Raw genomic sequence first — 15,847 nt, forward strand, 5'->3', positions numbered from 1 at the left:
GGCCGATCGGGGCAGGCTTTTAGACTGGGCCTAAATGATCGAACTCGGGCTGGACGTCGAGGACCTCGCCGACACGCGCTTCGTCATCTCCCCGCTCGCCGAGGCGGCGCTGAGTCTCCGGATCTGGCTGCTGCCGCACTACTACGCCCTGCAGCAGCCGTGGCTGCGGTCCGCCGCCGCGGCGCTCGGCGACCTGGACATCGGGCTGCTGCTGGCGCTGGTCGGCACGTACCGCGCCGTCCCGGACTTCCTCACCGCCCGTCCGGACGACCCGCTGCCCGATTTCGCCGCCGAGCTCGAACGGGTCCGGCGCGTCCCGCCGGACAAGATCGTCGCCGACGTCCGCGTCGCGCTGCAGGGACGGCCCGCGTCGGACGTCCTCGCCGCCGAGCTCGACCGTCCCGCCCGGTTCCGCGACCGCCTCGCCGAGCTGCTCGCCGCCTACTGGGACGCCGTGCTCGCCCCGCACTGGCCCCGCATGCGCGGGGTCCTCGAAGCGGATCTGCTCTACCGCTCGCAGCGGCTCGCCCGCGGCGGCGCCCGCCTGCTGTTCGCCGACCTGCACCCCGCGATCCGCTGGCGCGCCGGGAAGCTGAGCCTCGACCTCGCCTATCCGCACACCGACCTGCGGGTTCCGATCACGGGACGCGGCCTGGTCCTGAGGCCCGCCGTGTTCCTCCGGACCCCCGACCATCCGCTGGGCGCGGACGAACCGCCCTACGTCTCCTATCCGGTCCGGGGCGTCGCGACGGTCTGGGAGACCGGGCCTCCGGTGCGTCCGGGCGTGCTGAACGACCTCATCGGACGTCCCAAGGCGACCCTCCTGGCCTGCCTGGACGGCCCGGCCACCACCACCGACCTCGCCCGCCGCCTGGGCGTCACGCCGGGCGCGGTCTCCCAGCACCTGGCCGTCCTGCGCGACGCCGGCCTGGTCACCCGCTCCCGCGCGGGACGCTCGGTCCTGTACGCCCGCACGTCCTTGGGCGACCGCCTCCTCCGCCAGCCGTCCTAGCCCCCTGGGCCCCTGGAGATGTGGGGCCGCAGGGACGGAATGTGTGGATGTTGCGGGGATCCCGCCGGGCGCTGGAAGAGTCCGCGTCCGCCGTGATAGCACGGAAAGGCCACCGGACGCACTGCCTCGACGCGGTGGGAGCCGCCATGACCGACGACCGCCCCCGGCCCGTCTTCGACCCCTCCCTCCCGGCGGACGAACGGGAGTCGCTCGCCGCCGCCCCGGAACGCCTCGTGGCCGCGAGCCTGCCCGCCCCGCCACCGGTCCGGCCGAGTCCCGCCGCGATCGCCGCCCGGATCATCTGGATCCCGGTCTTCGCGTTCTTCTACGGCGTCCTGCCCGGCGGCTGGATCCGGCTGTTCTTCCTCGCGTCCCTGGACGAGGACGACCTGCTCAGCGGCGCCCTGCGATGGGGACGCGGCGCGGTGCTGGCGATGCTGGTCGTCCCGGTCGTCCAGGTGTCGCTGCTGCTCCTCGGCCAGCCCGAGGCCGCCGCCGCCCTCGCCGCCGCCGGATTCACCGGCTGGACGGTCGGGGCCCTGCGCCACCTCCGCGAACCCGAGGCGGCCCGGGCCGCCCGGGAACACCACGGCCGCTATCTGCTCCCGGCCGACTTCGACCGTTCCGCGGCCCGGCTCCTGATGCGCGCGCAGCGCGCCATCGACGCCGTCCTCGGTTCCCAGGCACAGGCCGCCGGACTTCTTGACGCCATCGACAACACCATCGAACTCCCTCGGCATGAATGGGCCATCGCGTCCGCGCTGGCCGAACACACCCGGCTCCGCCGCGAACGCCGCGCGCAGCAGCCCGACCGCCTCTCCGCCCCCGTCCGGGCCCTTCTGGAGCCCCAGCGCCACGCCCTGAACCTCTCCGTGCGCTCGATCACCGAGCGGATCGAGGCCCTGGAGTCCTACGCGCGCTCCGCGCACGCCGCCGACGAGGCGTTCCACGAGTGGCGCGTGCTGCGTGACCTGCCCGAACAGAACGCCCGCTACCGCGACCTCCTCGCCGAGACGGTCCGCGACACCCTCGCCGTCGAGGTGATCGACCGGCTCGAGTCCGACGCCCGGCGGGCCGAGTCCGTCCTCCGCGACCGCATCGCCTCCGCCGTCGACACCGGCCTGGAACTGGCCACCGCTTCGCCGCCGTCTCCGCCCCGGCACCCCTGAACAGGCGACTCTCTGTCTCCAAGGTCACATCTCAAAGACCTCGGTGACCGAACTCCTGTCACCCTGCGTAAGGAAATCGGGTCGTTTCGAGGTCGCCGCCGGGTGGTTCGCGCCGGCTCCGGCCAGGTGTTCCGTCCCCTTCCGGCGCACGTTCTCCCGCGTCTCCGAGGTAGGGACTCCGCTCCCGCTCACCCGCGTGTCCGAAGAGCGGCGCTTGGACGAGCCGTATCACCGAACGCCTTGAACCGTAGGGCTTCCGGCTTCCGCGTCCCGTCCTCCGAAGCCGTTCGGACACCTCGCCGCGCGCGCTTTCGAGGACGTCCCCGACGACATCTCGAAGTCCCTCGCGGAGGTCTTCGGGGCCGCCTACAGGGGGCTTCGCGCCGCCGATCGGGAAAACGGTTGTTCGACGCGTTCGGGTGTTGAGCGATGAGGTGCGAAAGTCCGCTACCGTAAAGGGCGCTGGAATCAGAAAGGAACGCATGGCTGAGAAGGTCATCTTGGTAGACGATCTCGATGGCGGCGAGGGCGAGGATGTCCGCAAGCGCGACTTCGAGATCCTAGGGCGGATTTTCACCATTGACCTGTCCGACGAGAACGACGTGCGGCTGCGTGAGACCCTCGACACGCTGACCCGCTATGTCGAGAAGTCGCGCGAGGTGAAGCAGGCGGGGCGCTCGCGCAAGCCCCGGAAAAGCCCGGTGAAGCTCAAGGGTTTCACCAACGCCGACGTCCGCACGTGGGCCAAGAACGAGGGCCTTGAGGTCCCGGACCAGGGCGCGCTGCCCGACGCCGCCTATGAGGCGTTCGTCCAGGCGCACCCCGAAGCCAGCCCAGACGCGTAACGCAGGGAGTCCCCGTGGCACAGAAGACCATCGTCGTCATGACCGACGACCTCGACGGCGGCGACGCCGAGGAGACCGTGTCCTTCGCGCTCGACGGCGTCGGATACGAGATCGACCTGAACGCTGCGAACGCCGCGAAACTGCGCGAGCGGTTCGAGCCGTTCGTGGCGAACGCCCGTAAGGCCGCTCGCCGCCCGGCGAAGCCGTCGCGCAGCGCGGGCAACCGTGAGCAGAGCGCAGAAATCCGGGAATGGGCCAAGCAGAACGGCATCCCGGTGAACGACCGCGGCCGCATTCCGGCCAAGGTGATCGAACAGTACAACGCGACCCACTAGTACCACCCATCGGGTGCCTTCCGGCCCGATTCCGTCCCTGCGCCCGCGAATTAGGCGGTACGGTGCGAAGCCACCAGGGACACCACAGCTCCCCACGAATCCCGGCCCTTCCCCCATCCAGGTGGGGCAAGGGCCGATGAGTCACCGCCGCCGCATCGCCTGTCGCATCGCCTGCCGCGTCGGGCTCTGTGGTCAGCGGGGGACGGTCGCGGCGGCCACCAGGTAGTGCGACGACGGCTCGGGCGGGGCCCCGGCCGAGATCTCCGGACGCCAGGCCTCCACCGGGACGACGCCGGGGGCGAGGAGCTCCAGGCCGTCCAGCAGGCTCGTGATGGCGGCCGTGTCGCGCGGGACGAGGGGAAGAGAGCAGCCCTCGGTGTAGCGGGCCGCCAGATCGCCGGAGACATCGCCGGACGCGTCCGTCAGGTGGGAGAGGACGATGGCGCTGCCGGGCGGGAGGGCGTCCGTCAGGGTGCGGACGGCGTGCCAGGGGTCCTCGGCGTCCGTCAGGTGGTGCAGGACGGACGCGAGGAGGACACCGACCGGTTCGGCCGGGTCGAGCAGGCCGTGGTCGAGGGACTGCGCGACGAGGTCCTCGGGCTTGCGAAGGTCCGCCTGGACGACGGCGACGTCGCCGTCGTCGACGAGCAGCGCGCGGGCGTGGACGAGGACGAGCGGGTCCTGGTCGACGTACAGGACGCGGGGGCCCGGCATGTGGCGGGACGCGATCTGGTGGACGTTGTCGTTGGTCGGCAGGCCGCAGCCGATGTCGAGGAACTGGCGGAGGCCGAGCCCCGCCATCTCGCGGACGGCTCGGCGGACGAACGCGCGGTTGGCGCGGGCGGCGTCCACCAGGTCCGGGTCGATGCCGAGCAGTTCCCGGACCAGCTCGCGGTCGACGGCGTAGTTGTCCTTGCCGCCCAGAAGACAGTCGTAGACCCGCGCGGACCCGGCCAGCCCGAGCCCGCCCCCGTTGCTCATCGCGTGTCGTCCTCCCACGTCAGGGGCAGGGCGTGCAGCCCCCGCACGCTCAGCCCCGCCTTCCATTGCAGGTCCGCCCCGGGGACGGCGATCCGCGCCGACGGCAGTTGCGCGATCAACGCCCCGAGGGCCGCGCGGAGTTCCAGCCGGGCGAGATGGGCCCCCAGGCAATGGTGGATCCCGTGCCCGAACGCCAGATGCGGATTCTCCGGACGGTCCAGGACGATCCGTTCGGGATCGTCGAAGACCGCCGGGTCCATGTTGGCGAGGGGGCGTGCCGCGTAGACGGTCTCTCCCGCGCGCACGAGGACGCCCCCGAGTTCCACGTCCCGGACGGCCACGCGCGGCATGCCCCTCTCCGTGCCGAGCGGGACGCAGCGCATCAGCTCGTCCACGGCGGTCGGGAGCAGCGCGGGGGAGGCGACGAGCCGCTCCCAGAGGTCGCGCTCGGTGAGCAGCGTGTGCACGAAGTTGGCGAGCTGGTTCGCGGTCGTCTCGTATCCGGCGACGAGGAGCCCGACCCCGAGGTTCACGAGTTCGGGCTCGGTCAGGCCGCCGTCCTCGTCGCGCGCGCGGACGAGCTCGGACAGCAGGTCGTCGGACGGCTCGTCCCGGCGCTCGGCGATGAGTTCGGAGAGGTAGCCGTCGAGGTGGGCGTGCGCGGCCTCGATCTCCTCGCGGGTGCGGGCGGTGCTCGACAGGAACGCGTCCGACCAGCCCTGGAAGCGGTCGCGGTCCTGCGGCGGGACGCCGAGGAGCTCGCCGATGACGGTGATCGGGAGCGGCAGCGCCAGGTCGTCCACCAGGTCGGCCGGGGGACCGGCGGCGGCCATGGCGGCGACGAGGTCGCGGGCCAGGCCGTCCACCCGGGGCGCGAGCCGCTGGACGCGCCGGTGCGTGAACGCGGGCACCAGGAGCCGCCGGATCCGCTGGTGGTCCGGCGGGTCCATGTCGATGAGGAAGGTCTCGCGGCGGTGCGCGCCGGGCGTCCGTCCGACCGCGAGCGCGCGGCTGAACACCGGGTCGGCGAGGACGCGGCGGGTCTCTTCCCACCCGGTCGCCATCCACCCGGACGACCCGTCCGGCGCTTCGACGCGGACGACCTGCGCGGCGCGGCCGGAGGCCGCGCGGCCCTGTCCGGTGGGGCATGGCGGGGTGTCGGACTCGCTCAACCGGTCACCTCCGTCCGGCAGCCCGCCGCCTGGATCATCGTCCGTGGGGAGGAGCGTAGGGCTCGGAGGTCAGCCGAAGGTCAGCGCGGGGCCGATCACGCGGTGTCGACCGCGGCGGCCGATCCGGGTGCGGATCGTGACGGCGCAGGCAGGAGCGGTCCGCGTCCGGACTGATTTCCTGACTCGGCTTGACCGTGGCCGAATCCGGCCACGCCCCGTTTCGCCCCTCCGCCGGACGTGCGCCACCATGATCACGACGGAGGGAGGACCGGTGGAGATCCGGATGCTCGGGCCGCTGGAGGTGACGGCCGACGACGGCGCGCGGGTCGAGCCGTCCCAGCCGCTCCAGCGCGCCGCGCTCTGCGTCCTGGCGGTGCGGGCGGGCCGTCCGGTGTCCGCGCGGGCGCTCGGGGAGCTGCTGTGGGGCGAGGACGCCCCCGGACGCGGCGCGGGGGCGGTCAAGACGTGCCTGAGCGGCGTCCGCCGCGCCCTGACCCGCGACCGGCTGCCGCTCGGCCACGGCGGCTACCGGCTCGTCCCGCGTCCCGGCGACATCTTCGACCTGGCGGTCTTCCGCGATCTCGCCGCCCGCGCCCGCGAGGAGCTGGCCCGCGCGGACGCCACCGACGCCGCCGCCGAGGCGGAGCGGAGCAGAGGGCGCGCCGCGGACCTGTTCGGCCAGGCGCTGGACCTCTGGCGTGAGCCGGTGCTGGAGGACCTGCCTTGGACGCCGTCGCTCGCGGGCGTCCGCGCCGGCCTGCTGGGGGAGCGGCGGCGCGTCCGGGAGGAGGCGGCGGAGACGCTGCTCACGCTCGGCCGCCATCCGGATCTGATCCCCGACCTGCGCGCGTGGCTGGAGGACGACCCGCTGAACGAGCCGTTCTCGGCGGCGCTGCTGCTGGCGCTGCACCGGTCCGGCCGGAAGGCGGAGGCGCTGCACTCCTACGAGCGGACGCGCGCGGCGATCATGGCCGCGACCGGGAGCGAGCCGGGCAAGGTGCTGCGCCACCTGGCCGAGCGGGTCCGCCGCGACGACGCGGAGGAGATGGACGGGACGCACGCGTGGTCCGTCCGGGAGCTGCCGCCGCTGCGCCAGCTCCCGCCCGGCCTGCGCGACTTCACCGGGCACCACGCCGACCGCGCGGCCGCCGAGGAGCTGCTCCGCGCCGCCGCGAGCGCGACCGTCCCGCCGATCGTGCAGGTCACGGGCCCGCCCGGGATCGGGAAGACGGCGCTGGCGCTGCACGTCGCGCACGCGGTCGAGGACGCCTTCCCGGACGGGCAGATCCACATCCAGCTCGCCGGGGCCTCGATGGTCCCGCGCAAGGCCGTCGCGGTGCTGGGCGAGGTGCTGCGGGCGCTCGGCGTCCCGAACGGGGACATCCCCGACACCCTGGACGGCCGCGCCGCCCTCTACCGGTCGCGGCTGGCCGGGCGGCGGGTGCTGGTCTTCGCCGACGACGCGGCGGACGCGGCGCAGGTCCGCCCGCTGCTGCCGGGCGAACCGGGTAGCGCGCTGCTGGTCACCGGCCGGTCCCGGCACCTCGGGCTGGACGGCGCGCGGGTCGTGGACGTCCGGCCGCTGACGCCCGCCGAGGCGGTGGACCTGCTCGCCCGGATCGTCGGACCGGACCGGGTCGCGCTCGAACGTCCCGCCGCGGACGCGATCGCGGCGGCCTGCGACGGGTTCCCGCTCGCGCTGCGGATCGCGGGGGCGCGGCTGGCGGCGCGTCCGGCGTGGCCGCTGTCGCACCTGGCGGGCCTGCTGGACGGCCCCGGGCGCCTCGACGAGATGGTCGCGGGCGACACCGCCGTCCGCACGCACATCGGCCACGCCTACGCCGCGCTGGACGAACCGACGCGGCGGGCGTTCCGGATGCTCGCCCTCGCGGGCCCGCACCCGTTCGCGCCGTGGGTCGCCGACATCCTGCTCGACACCGCCGACGCGGGCGAGGTGCTGTCGGAGCTCGTGGACCGCTGCCTGCTCACCGCCTGCGGTGTGGACCGGCTCGGCCAGCCGCGGTACCGCATGCACGACCTGCTGAGGGAGTTCGCGTCCGAGCGGCTGCGAGGCGACCCCGACACCGAACCGGCGCTGGAGCGGCTGATCGTCGCCTGGCTGGAGCTGGTGGACGCCGCCGACGACCGCGCCCCGCGCGACCCGTACTTCCCGGCGCCGGCGCGGTTCCGGAACCACACCATGGTCGGCGCCGACCTCGTCGGACGGCTCGTCGCGCCCGACCCGGTGGCGTGGATCAACAGCGAGACGCCGAACCTGCGGACGATCGTGGAGGTCGCCTGCGTCGCGAACCGGCACCGGCTCGCGACCGGGATCGTCATGCGCCTGGCCGCGCACTCCCACCTGCACCGCAAGCACGTCGAGGTGGAGTACCTGTGGCGGCTCGTCGCGCGCGCCGCCACGGACGCCGGGGACCCCGAGACCGCGGCGTACGCGCGGTTCCGGAGCGCGGCCGTCCTGGCGGGCGACCAGGCCCGTCCCGCGGACGCCCTGCCGATGGTGGACGAGGCGGTCGAGGTGTTCGAACGGGTGGAGAACCACCGCGACCTGTCGCGCGTGCTCAGCCTGCGCGCCTTCTGCCGGCAGGCCCTGGACCGTCCCGAGGAGGCCGTCCGCGACGCCGAGCGCGGCCTGGAGCTCGCCGTGCGGACGGGGGAACGGCACGCCGAGCTGAGCTGCCTGCGCGTGCTCGGCCTCGCCCTGAGCAAGCTCGGCGACCACCGGCACGCCGTCGACGCCGCCGAGCGGGCCCTGGAGATCGGCCGTGAGCTGGGCGAACCCGCCTACCAGGGGATCGTGCTGTTCAGCCTCGTCCGCATCTACGCCGAGGCCGGACGCCACGACCGCGTCCCCGCGCTCTGCGAGGAGGGCCTCGCGCTCACCCGGAGCATCGACCACGTCCTCGGCGCGGCCTACTTCCACGAGCAGTGGGGGTACGCGCATCAGGGCATGGGCGAGCACGCGCGGGCGGTCGGGCGGCTCCGGCTGGCCATCGACCTGTTCGTGTCGCAGCAGGCGGTCGACGCCGCGGCCGCCTGCCGTGAACGCCTCGCCGAAAGCCTCAGCGCCCTGCCGACTTGAAGGCCGGACTGAAAGGCCGGGCTTAGAAGAGCGTCGGGGGCTCCGCCGGGACGGGCTCGGGCAGCGGCTCGACCTCGGGGACGATCGCCCGGACCTCGTCGTGGAAGCGGCGGGCCAGGACCGGCGCCTCGGCGTTGTCGGGCGTGTGGACGAACACGGTCGGGGAGCGGCCCTCGCGCAGCCATTCGGCCGTGACGTCCACCCAGTGCCGCCAGCCCTCGACCGTGCGGTCCACGTCGTCCCGGCCCAGGTAGCGGACGATCGGACGGTCCGTCAGCGCCCGCGAGCGGCGCGGGAGGCGGGGCTTCTTCGTCCAGGCGTCCCGCTCGGCGTCGCTGGTCGGCGGAGCGGCGAACATCGTGACCGTGTCGAACGGCACCCATTCGGCGTCCACTCCGGCGAGGACGCGTTCGAGCATGCCCGCGGCCCGCTCGTCCTCGAAGAACGCCCGGTGCCGGACCTCCACCGCCAGCCGGTGCGAGCGCGGGAAGCGCCGCAGGAAGGCGTGGAGCGTTCCGAGGTCGTTGGGCCCGAACGAGCCGGGCAGCTGCACCCACAACGCGTGCGCACGAGGACCGAGGGGTTCCATCGCCGTCAGGAAGGCCCGCATCTCCGCGTCCGCCCCGACGAGGCGGTGCTCGTGGGTGACCGTCTTCGGCAGCTTCACCACGAGGCGGAAGTCGGGCGAGGTCTGCTCGGCCCAGGTCCGCACGGTCTCCACGGACGGCGTCGCGTAGAACGTCGTGTTCCCCTCGACGGCGTTGCACAAGGACGCGTAGGCGCGCAGCCGTTCGTTCGGCGGCAGCGGATGCGGGACCAACCGCCCTCTCCAGGGCGCAAGGGTCCACATCGCACATCCCACATGAAGCCGCATGGCCCCGACCGTATCCCGGCCCTGCGCGCCGTCACGCCGTATGAGCTGGGGCGACCGGAGGCAAAGAACAGGTCAGGCTGTTCAGTTTCAACTTGACAGGCTGGGCTGCTGATATAGGTTGTGGGCATGGAGAGGTCCGCCGGGGAGGTCCCCGAACAGGTGGGGGAGTCGGCCGTGCGCGCGGCCCGCGAGGTGCGGGTGGTGTTCAGCCGGCTGCGCCGCAGGCTGCGCGAGATCGGCGGGAACGACGTGCTCACGCCGTCCCAGGCGTCGGTGCTGAGCCGGCTCAGCACGGGCGGGGCGATGACGGCGAGCGAGCTCGCCGCCGCCGAGGGGGTGCGTCCGCAGTCGATGGCCGCGACCCTCGGCGCGCTGGAGGAGCAGGGCGTGGTCCGGCGCGACCCCGACCCGCACGACGGACGCCGTCAGCTCGTCTCGCTCACCGGCAGCGGCCACGGCTTCATCATGGGCAGCAGGAAGGCCCGCGAGGAGTGGATGGCGCGCACGCTGCAGCACGACTTCACCGAGGCCGAGCGGCGGACCCTCATCGAAGCGCTCGCGCTGATGGACCGGCTCGCCCAGTCCTGACCGGTCGCGAGCGGTCGCGTCCCGAAGTCCGAGGCCGCGTCCCGAGTCCGGGACGGGCCCGTATCCCAAGGAGCAGACCCATGGCCGTCACCACGCTCGACGAGCGCACCGCGCTCGTGCTGATCGACCTCCAGCGGGGCGTCGCCGGCATGCCGACCCAGCCGCACCCCGTCGAGGACGTCGTCGTCCGTTCCGCCAGGCTCGCCACCGCCTTCCGCGAGCGGGGGCTGCCGGTCGTCCTGGTCAACGTGTCCTTCGCGCCGGACGGCTCGGACGCCCCGACCGGCCGCACCGAGGCCGCCCGTTTCGACGGCACCCCGCCCGAGGGCTGGGACGAGATCGTCGACGAGGTCGGCGCGCAGCCGTCCGACATCCGCGTCACCAAGCGCAACTGGGGCGCCTTCCACGGCACCGACCTGGACGTCCAGCTGCGCCGCCGGGGCGTCACCCAGATCGTCCTGACCGGCATCGCGACCAGCATCGGCGTCGAGTCCACGGCGCGCGCCGCCCACGAGCACGGCTACAACGTCGCGCTCGTGACCGACGCGATGTCCGACCGCTCGGCCCAGTCCCACGAGCACAGCGTCGCGAGCATCTTCCCCCGCCTGGGAGAGACCGCCACCACCGCCGAGATCCTGGAGCTCCTGGCCAAGACCCACTGACCCAGGACGTTATTCGGGGTTCGCCGCCCCAGTGCCCGTCCAGGCGGGGAGGCCGGGGGTCTGCCAGGCGCGGCCGTCGGCGGTGACCGCGAACGCCTCGATGCCGGGCAGGCCGTCGACCCAGTCGCGGGCCTCGTCGCCCATGGCGAAACCGGCGGTGGCCAGGGCGTCCACGTGGGTCAGGTGGCGGCCGACCAGGGTCAGGGAGACCAGGCCGGTCGCGGGGCGGCCGGTGCGGGGGTCGACGATGTGGCCGCCGCGCTCGGCCGTCCCGGACGTCGCGACGGCGATGTCGGAGCCCACCACCACGGCCATGAGGTCGCCGCGGTGGTACGGGTGCGCCAGGCCGATCCGCCACGCCTGCCCGGGCCCGGCGGACCCGCGCGCCTGGACGTCGCCGCCCGCGTTCACGCAGTGGTCGGTCGCGCCCGCCTCGAACAGCAGGTCCGAGGCGGCCTCGGCGGCCCAGCCCTTGACCATCCCGGACGGGTCGAGGCGCCCGCCCGGCGTCCAGGTGAACCGGCCGTCGCTCTCCTCGGCGATCTCCGCGCACAGCTCCAGCACCTCCCCGACCTCCGGCGGGCAGGCGTCGAGGGTGAGCGTCCCGGCGGCGAGGCGGCTGATCTCGCTGTCCGGACGGTAGGTGGAGAACACCGCGTCCACGTGCCGCAGCCGGTCCTCCGCCGCGTCCAGGGCGTGGTCGATCTCGGGCGTCATCGGGGTGCGCACGTCGAACGAGAAGACCGTCCCCATCACATGGACGACGCGGACCTCGCGGGCGGGGGCGGACTCACGCATGGGCCTTGTCCAACGCGCTCTGCAGCGAGCCGATGTAGCCCTCGCTGGTGTAGGTGGCGCCGGAGACGGTGTCGATCCGCGCGTTCCCGGCCGCGAGCGCCTCCTGCGTGAGGCGCGGGACGGACATCGCGGCCAGCCGCCGGTCGCGTCCGTTCTCCGACGGGGTCTGGAGCACCTTCACCCCGGTCAGCTTCCCCTGCGCCACGGTCACCTGGACCTGGACGGGCCCGTACCGGGTGTCGATGGTGTTCCCGGTGTAGGTGCCGCTCGCTCCGGACTTCCCGCCGGACTTCGTGCCCTTCTTCGACGGACCCACCGATCCGGACGGCCCGGACGCCTCCGGCGGCGTCACGGTGGCGGACCCCGCGTCGCCGGACCGTCCGGCGGGCGAGCCGGACGCGACGGCGAGCCCGCCGTTGTGCGGCTTCAGCGCCAGCAGCAGGCTGATCCCGGCGACCGTCGCGCTGGTGGCGAGGACGGCTCGGCGCATCATCTGCTCTCCTCCCCGAGCCCCGCGGGACCCGTGATCGAACTCGTCGTGACTCGGTGCGGCCGGTTCTGGATCATCAGAACCCGGTGGATCATCAGAACTCGAAGGACTCGTGGTGGACGTGCCGGGCGGGGACGCCCGCCTCGCGCAGCGCGCGGTGGGCCGCGCGCGTCATGCCGGGCGGGCCGCAGAGGTACACGTCCCGCTCGTCCACGTCGGGCACGACCGCCTGCAGGGAGTCGCCGGTGAGGGAGAGGGAGTACTCGGCGGGGTCGTCCACGAAGCACAGCACGCGGCGGTCGCGGCGGGCGGCGATGGCCTCCAGCTCGTCCCGGAGCGCCAGGTCCTCGGGACGGCGCGCCAGGTAGATCAGGGTGACGTCGCCGCGCAGCGTCTCGAACAGCGCGCGCAGCGGGGTGATCCCGACGCCGCCGGCGAGCAGCAGCACCCGCCGCCGGGTCTGCTTGGCCTCGGTGAACGCGCCGTACGGGCCCTCCGCCCAGACCCGCGTGCCCGGACGGAGCCGGACCAGCCCGCGGCTGTGGTCGCCGGCCGCCTTGACCGTGATCCGCAGCAGGCCGTCCCGGGCCGGGGCCGACAGCGAGTACGGGTTCGCGGCCCACCACATGCCCGGCGCGAGGAACCGCCAGCGGAAGAACTGGCCGGGCCGCGCCGCCAGGTCGTCCAGGCGGTGGCCGGTGACGTACACCGACACCACGCCCGGCGACTCGAAGCGCACCTCCGACACCCGCATCCGGTGCCGCAGGTTCCGCGCGACGGGGACGACGAAGCGGTACCAGGCCAGCACGAGCGAGACGCCGATGAACAGCGTGTACCAGAAGTACTTCGCGAGCGGCCGGTCGACGAACTGGGCGCCGTTCGCGAGCTGGTGGAAGAACACCAGGAAGATCGACAGGTAGGTGCCCAGGTGGAGTAGGTGCCAGACCTCGTAGCGGAGCCGCCGCCGGGCCAGTCGCGCCGAGGTGATCCCGACCGCGAACATCAGCAGCGTGCCCAGCGTCGCCTTGAGCATCTCGGGGTAGTGGAAGACGAGGTCGCCGGTCTCGCCGATCACGTTCTTCCGGTCCGTCAGCGCGTAGCCCCAGATGATCAGCAGGACGTGCGCGGCGACCAGGCAGACGGTGTAGCGGCCGCCCGCGGCGTGCCAGCGGGCGAGCCGGTCGGCGCCGACGCCGTTCTCCATCGCCGGGACGCGGGCCATCAGCGCGAGCAGCACCGCGCAGCCGTAGCCGGCCAGCAGCCCGGTGATGCGGGCCCCGTCGGTCAGCCACCCGGCGGCCCCCACCACCGAGTCCGTGTTCTGCCACCACAGGGCCAGGACCGCCAGGGCCCCCGCGTAGATCACGCCGAGGACCCATCCGGGCCGGAGGCCACGGCGGTGTGGCCCCGCATGCGTGCGGCGCGTGTTCGGCACGGTGTGCCCGGAACGGACCGCGGTCATGGAAACCCCCCTTTCGATCGGCGTCCCGTCACAGTGCCACCCGAATCTCTGAGAACCCTCAGAACCCGTGGTCCACCCCGCGCTTCTGAGTCGATGCAGAGGGAACTCAGAGGAAAGGAGGTGAGACTGGGGGGACCATGGAAGATCTTCGAGGACTGAGCCACGCCGACGGGTCTCCCGTCCGCGTGCTGGTGGTGGACGACGAGCCGGACCTGACCGACGTGCTGGGGCGCGTCCTGGCCCAGGAGGGCTGGCAGGTGCGGACGGCCGCCGACGGGGCCGGGGCGATCGGGATCGCGCGCGATTTCCGGCCGGACGCGGTGGTGCTGGACATCATGCTCCCCGACATCGACGGCCTGAGCGTCCTGCGCGAGCTGCGGGCCGCCTCGCCCGAGGTCTGCGTGCTGTTCCTCACCGCCCGGGACGCCGTGGAGGACCGGGTGGCCGGGATCACCGCGGGCGGCGACGACTACGTCACCAAGCCGTTCAGCCTGGAGGAGCTCCTCGCCCGGCTGCGCGGGCTGCTGCGCCGGGCCGGCCTCGCCCGCCAGGCCGCCGCGGCCGCGCTGCTCACCGTGGGCGGGCTCAGCATGGACGAGGACGCCCGCGAGGTCACCCGGGACGGCGAGGTCGTCGAGCTGACCCCGACCGAGTTCGAGCTGCTGCGGTTCCTGATGCGCAACCCGCGGCGGGTGCTGAGCAAGGAGCAGATCCTCGACCGGGTCTGGAGCTACGACTTCGGCGGCCGGGCGCACGTCGTCGAGCTGTACGTGAGCTACCTCCGCAAGAAGATCGACGCGGGCCGGACGCCGATGATCCACACCGTCCGCGGGGTCGGCTACGTCCTCAAGCCGGAGCCCCGGTGAGGCGGTTCTCCTTCGCGGAGCCGGTCGCGGAGGCCCTGCGCGGCCTGCTTCCGCGGACGCTGCGGGCGCGGCTCACGCTCGGGCTGGTCGCGCTGCTGGCGTTCTGCTGCCTGGCCGTCGGGTTCTCGACGGTCACGGCGCTGCGCGGCTTCCTGGTCGGACGCGTCGACGAGCAGATCGTCGCCCTCGGCGCGCGCCTGCCCGCCGGGCTGGAGCACGAGCGGCGGCCGGACGCCGACAACCGTGTCCCCGACACCCGCGGGGTGCCGCCGAAGACGTTCGCCGCGCGGCTGGTCAACGGCCGGGTGACCGACGCCGGCGTCGTCCGGGACCAGGAGGTCGTGCGCGTCCCGGTCAGCGCCGCCGACGCCCGCGCGCTCGCCGCCCTGCGGCCGGACCGCAAGCCCCGCACCGTCCGGCTGTCGGCGCTGCGCGGCTACCGGATGGCGGCCTACAAGGGCGACGACGGCGACGTGCTGGTCACCGGGATGCCGCTGCGTCCGGTGGAGGAGACGATGGGCCGGCTCGTGCGGGTCGAGATGGTGGTGTTCGGGGCCGTCCTGGTGCTCGCGGCGGTCGCCGCCGCGGGCTGGGTGCGGCTGACGCTGCGTCCGCTCCGCCGGGTCGCGGCGACCGCGTCGCGGGTCGCCGAGCTGCCGCTGGCCAGCGGCCAGGTCGAGCTGCCCCAGCGGGTCCCGGACGCCGATCCGCGGACCGAGGTCGGACAGGTCGGCGCGGCGTTCAACCGGATGCTCGGCCACGTCGCCGACGCGCTCGCCCGGCGGCACGCCAGCGAGGAGCGGCTGCGCACCTTCGCCGCCGACGCCAGCCACGAGCTGCGCACCCCGGTCGCCACGATCCGCGGCCACGCCGAGCTGGCGCTGCGCCGCCGGGACGGCGGGCAGGGCGGCGTCCCGGACCGTGTGCCGGAGGATGTCCGGCACGCGCTCGGCCGGATCCAGGCCGAGTCGGTGCGGATGGGCGACCTGGTGGAGGACCTGCTGCTCCTGGCCCGGCTCGACACGGGCCGCCCGCTGGCCGCCGAGCAGGTCGACCTCACCCGGATGGTCCTGGACGCCGTCGCCGACGCCCGCGCCGCGGGCCCGGACCACCGCTGGACGATGGAGCTGCCCGAGGAGCCGGTGACGCTCCGGGGGGACGAGCACCGGCTGCACCAGATGCTCGCGAACCTGCTGGCCAACGCCCGCACGCACACCCCGCCCGGGACCCGGGTGACCGTCCGGCTGGAGCGGCCGCGGGTGGGCGGGGGTGCGGTGCTGGAGGTGGAGGACGACGGGCCGGGCGTGCCCGCCGACCTCCGCGACGAGGTGTTCGAGCGGTTCGTCCGGGGGGACCGGGGACGGTCCCGCGCGTCCGGGAGCACCGGGCTGGGGCTGGCCATCGTGAGCGGCGTGGGGGGGGGCCCCCCCCCCCCCCCCCGCCGCGCCCCCCCCCCCCGCCCCGCGGGCGGGAGGGGGGCGCGGCGCCGCGCG

At 74.0% G+C, this 15,847-nt stretch carries 15 protein-coding genes; 9 read left to right on the forward strand and 6 right to left on the reverse strand.

The features are described from left to right. The first annotated feature begins 34 nt into the window (after positions 1-34). The 4 genes from AB0L06_RS16395 to AB0L06_RS16410 all read left to right on the forward strand — a co-directional run bounded on the left by AB0L06_RS16395 (position 35) and on the right by AB0L06_RS16410 (position 3,361). Positions 35-1,012, forward strand: a complete 978-nt coding sequence (locus tag AB0L06_RS16395) for an ArsR/SmtB family transcription factor (protein WP_500231828.1) — start codon at positions 35-37, stop codon at positions 1,010-1,012. Between the two features lie 146 nt (positions 1,013-1,158). Then, positions 1,159-2,181 carry a hypothetical protein gene (locus AB0L06_RS16400; protein WP_500231829.1) on the forward strand — a complete coding sequence of 341 codons (1,023 nt, stop codon included), beginning with the start codon at positions 1,159-1,161 and terminating at the stop codon, positions 2,179-2,181. A gap of 482 nt (positions 2,182-2,663) precedes the next feature. After that, positions 2,664-3,026: a histone-like nucleoid-structuring protein Lsr2 gene (locus AB0L06_RS16405; RefSeq protein WP_026413191.1), complete on the forward strand. Its 363-nt coding sequence runs from the start codon at positions 2,664-2,666 to the stop codon at positions 3,024-3,026. A gap of 14 nt (positions 3,027-3,040) precedes the next feature. Next, positions 3,041-3,361, forward strand: a complete 321-nt coding sequence (locus AB0L06_RS16410; protein ID WP_026413192.1) for a histone-like nucleoid-structuring protein Lsr2 — start codon at positions 3,041-3,043, stop codon at positions 3,359-3,361. A 192-nt stretch (positions 3,362-3,553) separates the two neighbouring features. On the opposite strand, the gene AB0L06_RS16415 is transcribed toward AB0L06_RS16410, so the two are convergent. Further along, entirely contained in the window at positions 3,554-4,342 is a 789-nt protein-coding gene (locus tag AB0L06_RS16415) for an SAM-dependent methyltransferase (RefSeq protein WP_500231830.1), read from the reverse strand. Next, the gene (locus AB0L06_RS16420) at positions 4,339-5,514 is read right to left on the reverse strand and encodes a cytochrome P450 (protein ID WP_500231831.1); all 1,176 of its coding nucleotides are present in this window, start codon (positions 5,512-5,514) and stop codon (positions 4,339-4,341) included. Before AB0L06_RS16420 ends, AB0L06_RS16415 begins: the two co-directional genes overlap by 4 nt. Before the next feature lie 247 nt (positions 5,515-5,761). Between AB0L06_RS16420 and AB0L06_RS16425 the strand changes: the two genes are divergently transcribed. Next, on the forward strand, positions 5,762-8,614 hold the full coding sequence (locus AB0L06_RS16425) for an AfsR/SARP family transcriptional regulator (protein ID WP_500231832.1): 2,853 nt from the start codon (positions 5,762-5,764) through the stop codon (positions 8,612-8,614). Positions 8,615-8,636: 22 nt separating this feature from the next. Here AB0L06_RS16425 and AB0L06_RS16430 read toward each other — a convergent pair whose 3' ends face one another. Beyond that, entirely contained in the window at positions 8,637-9,488 is an 852-nt protein-coding gene (locus AB0L06_RS16430; RefSeq protein WP_500231833.1) for a DUF72 domain-containing protein, read from the reverse strand. Between the two features lie 126 nt (positions 9,489-9,614). On the opposite strand from AB0L06_RS16430, the gene AB0L06_RS16435 reads away from it, so the two are divergent. After that, positions 9,615-10,076, forward strand: a complete 462-nt coding sequence (locus AB0L06_RS16435; RefSeq protein WP_500231834.1) for a MarR family winged helix-turn-helix transcriptional regulator — start codon at positions 9,615-9,617, stop codon at positions 10,074-10,076. Positions 10,077-10,156: 80 nt separating this feature from the next. Further along, the gene (locus AB0L06_RS16440; RefSeq protein WP_500231835.1) at positions 10,157-10,738 is read left to right on the forward strand and encodes a hydrolase; all 582 of its coding nucleotides are present in this window, start codon (positions 10,157-10,159) and stop codon (positions 10,736-10,738) included. Positions 10,739-10,747: 9 nt separating this feature from the next. Here AB0L06_RS16440 and AB0L06_RS16445 read toward each other — a convergent pair whose 3' ends face one another. The 3 genes from AB0L06_RS16445 to AB0L06_RS16455 all read right to left on the reverse strand — a co-directional run bounded on the left by AB0L06_RS16445 (position 10,748) and on the right by AB0L06_RS16455 (position 13,488). After that, positions 10,748-11,536 carry an FAD:protein FMN transferase gene (locus AB0L06_RS16445; protein ID WP_500231836.1) on the reverse strand — a complete coding sequence of 263 codons (789 nt, stop codon included), beginning with the start codon at positions 11,534-11,536 and terminating at the stop codon, positions 10,748-10,750. Then, positions 11,529-12,029, reverse strand: coding sequence for an FMN-binding protein (locus AB0L06_RS16450; protein WP_500231837.1), 501 nt, complete (start codon positions 12,027-12,029; stop codon positions 11,529-11,531). Before AB0L06_RS16450 ends, AB0L06_RS16445 begins: the two co-directional genes overlap by 8 nt. A gap of 91 nt (positions 12,030-12,120) precedes the next feature. Beyond that, a complete protein-coding gene (locus AB0L06_RS16455; protein WP_500231838.1) occupies positions 12,121-13,488 on the reverse strand; it encodes a ferredoxin reductase family protein in 1,368 nt (455 codons plus the stop codon). Positions 13,489-13,625: 137 nt separating this feature from the next. Between AB0L06_RS16455 and AB0L06_RS16460 the strand changes: the two genes are divergently transcribed. Both AB0L06_RS16460 and AB0L06_RS16465 read left to right on the forward strand, forming a co-directional pair. Further along, positions 13,626-14,354, forward strand: coding sequence for a response regulator transcription factor (locus AB0L06_RS16460; RefSeq protein WP_500231839.1), 729 nt, complete (start codon positions 13,626-13,628; stop codon positions 14,352-14,354). Beyond that, the coding region (locus AB0L06_RS16465) for a sensor histidine kinase (RefSeq protein WP_500231840.1) at positions 14,351-15,847 on the forward strand (1,497 nt) is incomplete at its 3' end. The genes AB0L06_RS16460 and AB0L06_RS16465, both read left to right, overlap by 4 nt.

Source organism: Spirillospora sp. NPDC052269, assembly GCF_040679435.1.
Classification (GTDB): Bacteria; Actinomycetota; Actinomycetes; order Streptosporangiales; family Streptosporangiaceae; genus Spirillospora.

What these genes read in the sequence shown, in the direction of transcription:
- AB0L06_RS16440 (WP_500231835.1), top strand. Translation starts at nt 10,157, where the DNA reads ATGGCCGTCACCACGCTCGACGAGCGCACCGCGCTCGTGCTGATCGAC.
- AB0L06_RS16450 (WP_500231837.1), bottom strand. Translation starts at nt 12,029, where the DNA reads ATGATGCGCCGAGCCGTCCTCGCCACCAGCGCGACGGTCGCCGGGATC.
- AB0L06_RS16460 (WP_500231839.1), top strand. Translation starts at nt 13,626, where the DNA reads ATGGAAGATCTTCGAGGACTGAGCCACGCCGACGGGTCTCCCGTCCGC.
- AB0L06_RS16455 (WP_500231838.1), bottom strand. Translation starts at nt 13,488, where the DNA reads ATGACCGCGGTCCGTTCCGGGCACACCGTGCCGAACACGCGCCGCACG.
- AB0L06_RS16400 (WP_500231829.1), top strand. Translation starts at nt 1,159, where the DNA reads ATGACCGACGACCGCCCCCGGCCCGTCTTCGACCCCTCCCTCCCGGCG.
- AB0L06_RS16405 (WP_026413191.1), top strand. Translation starts at nt 2,664, where the DNA reads ATGGCTGAGAAGGTCATCTTGGTAGACGATCTCGATGGCGGCGAGGGC.
- AB0L06_RS16395 (WP_500231828.1), top strand. Translation starts at nt 35, where the DNA reads ATGATCGAACTCGGGCTGGACGTCGAGGACCTCGCCGACACGCGCTTC.
- AB0L06_RS16425 (WP_500231832.1), top strand. Translation starts at nt 5,762, where the DNA reads ATGATCACGACGGAGGGAGGACCGGTGGAGATCCGGATGCTCGGGCCG.
- AB0L06_RS16430 (WP_500231833.1), bottom strand. Translation starts at nt 9,488, where the DNA reads ATGCGGCTTCATGTGGGATGTGCGATGTGGACCCTTGCGCCCTGGAGA.
- AB0L06_RS16435 (WP_500231834.1), top strand. Translation starts at nt 9,615, where the DNA reads ATGGAGAGGTCCGCCGGGGAGGTCCCCGAACAGGTGGGGGAGTCGGCC.
- AB0L06_RS16415 (WP_500231830.1), bottom strand. Translation starts at nt 4,342, where the DNA reads ATGAGCAACGGGGGCGGGCTCGGGCTGGCCGGGTCCGCGCGGGTCTAC.
- AB0L06_RS16445 (WP_500231836.1), bottom strand. Translation starts at nt 11,536, where the DNA reads ATGCGTGAGTCCGCCCCCGCCCGCGAGGTCCGCGTCGTCCATGTGATG.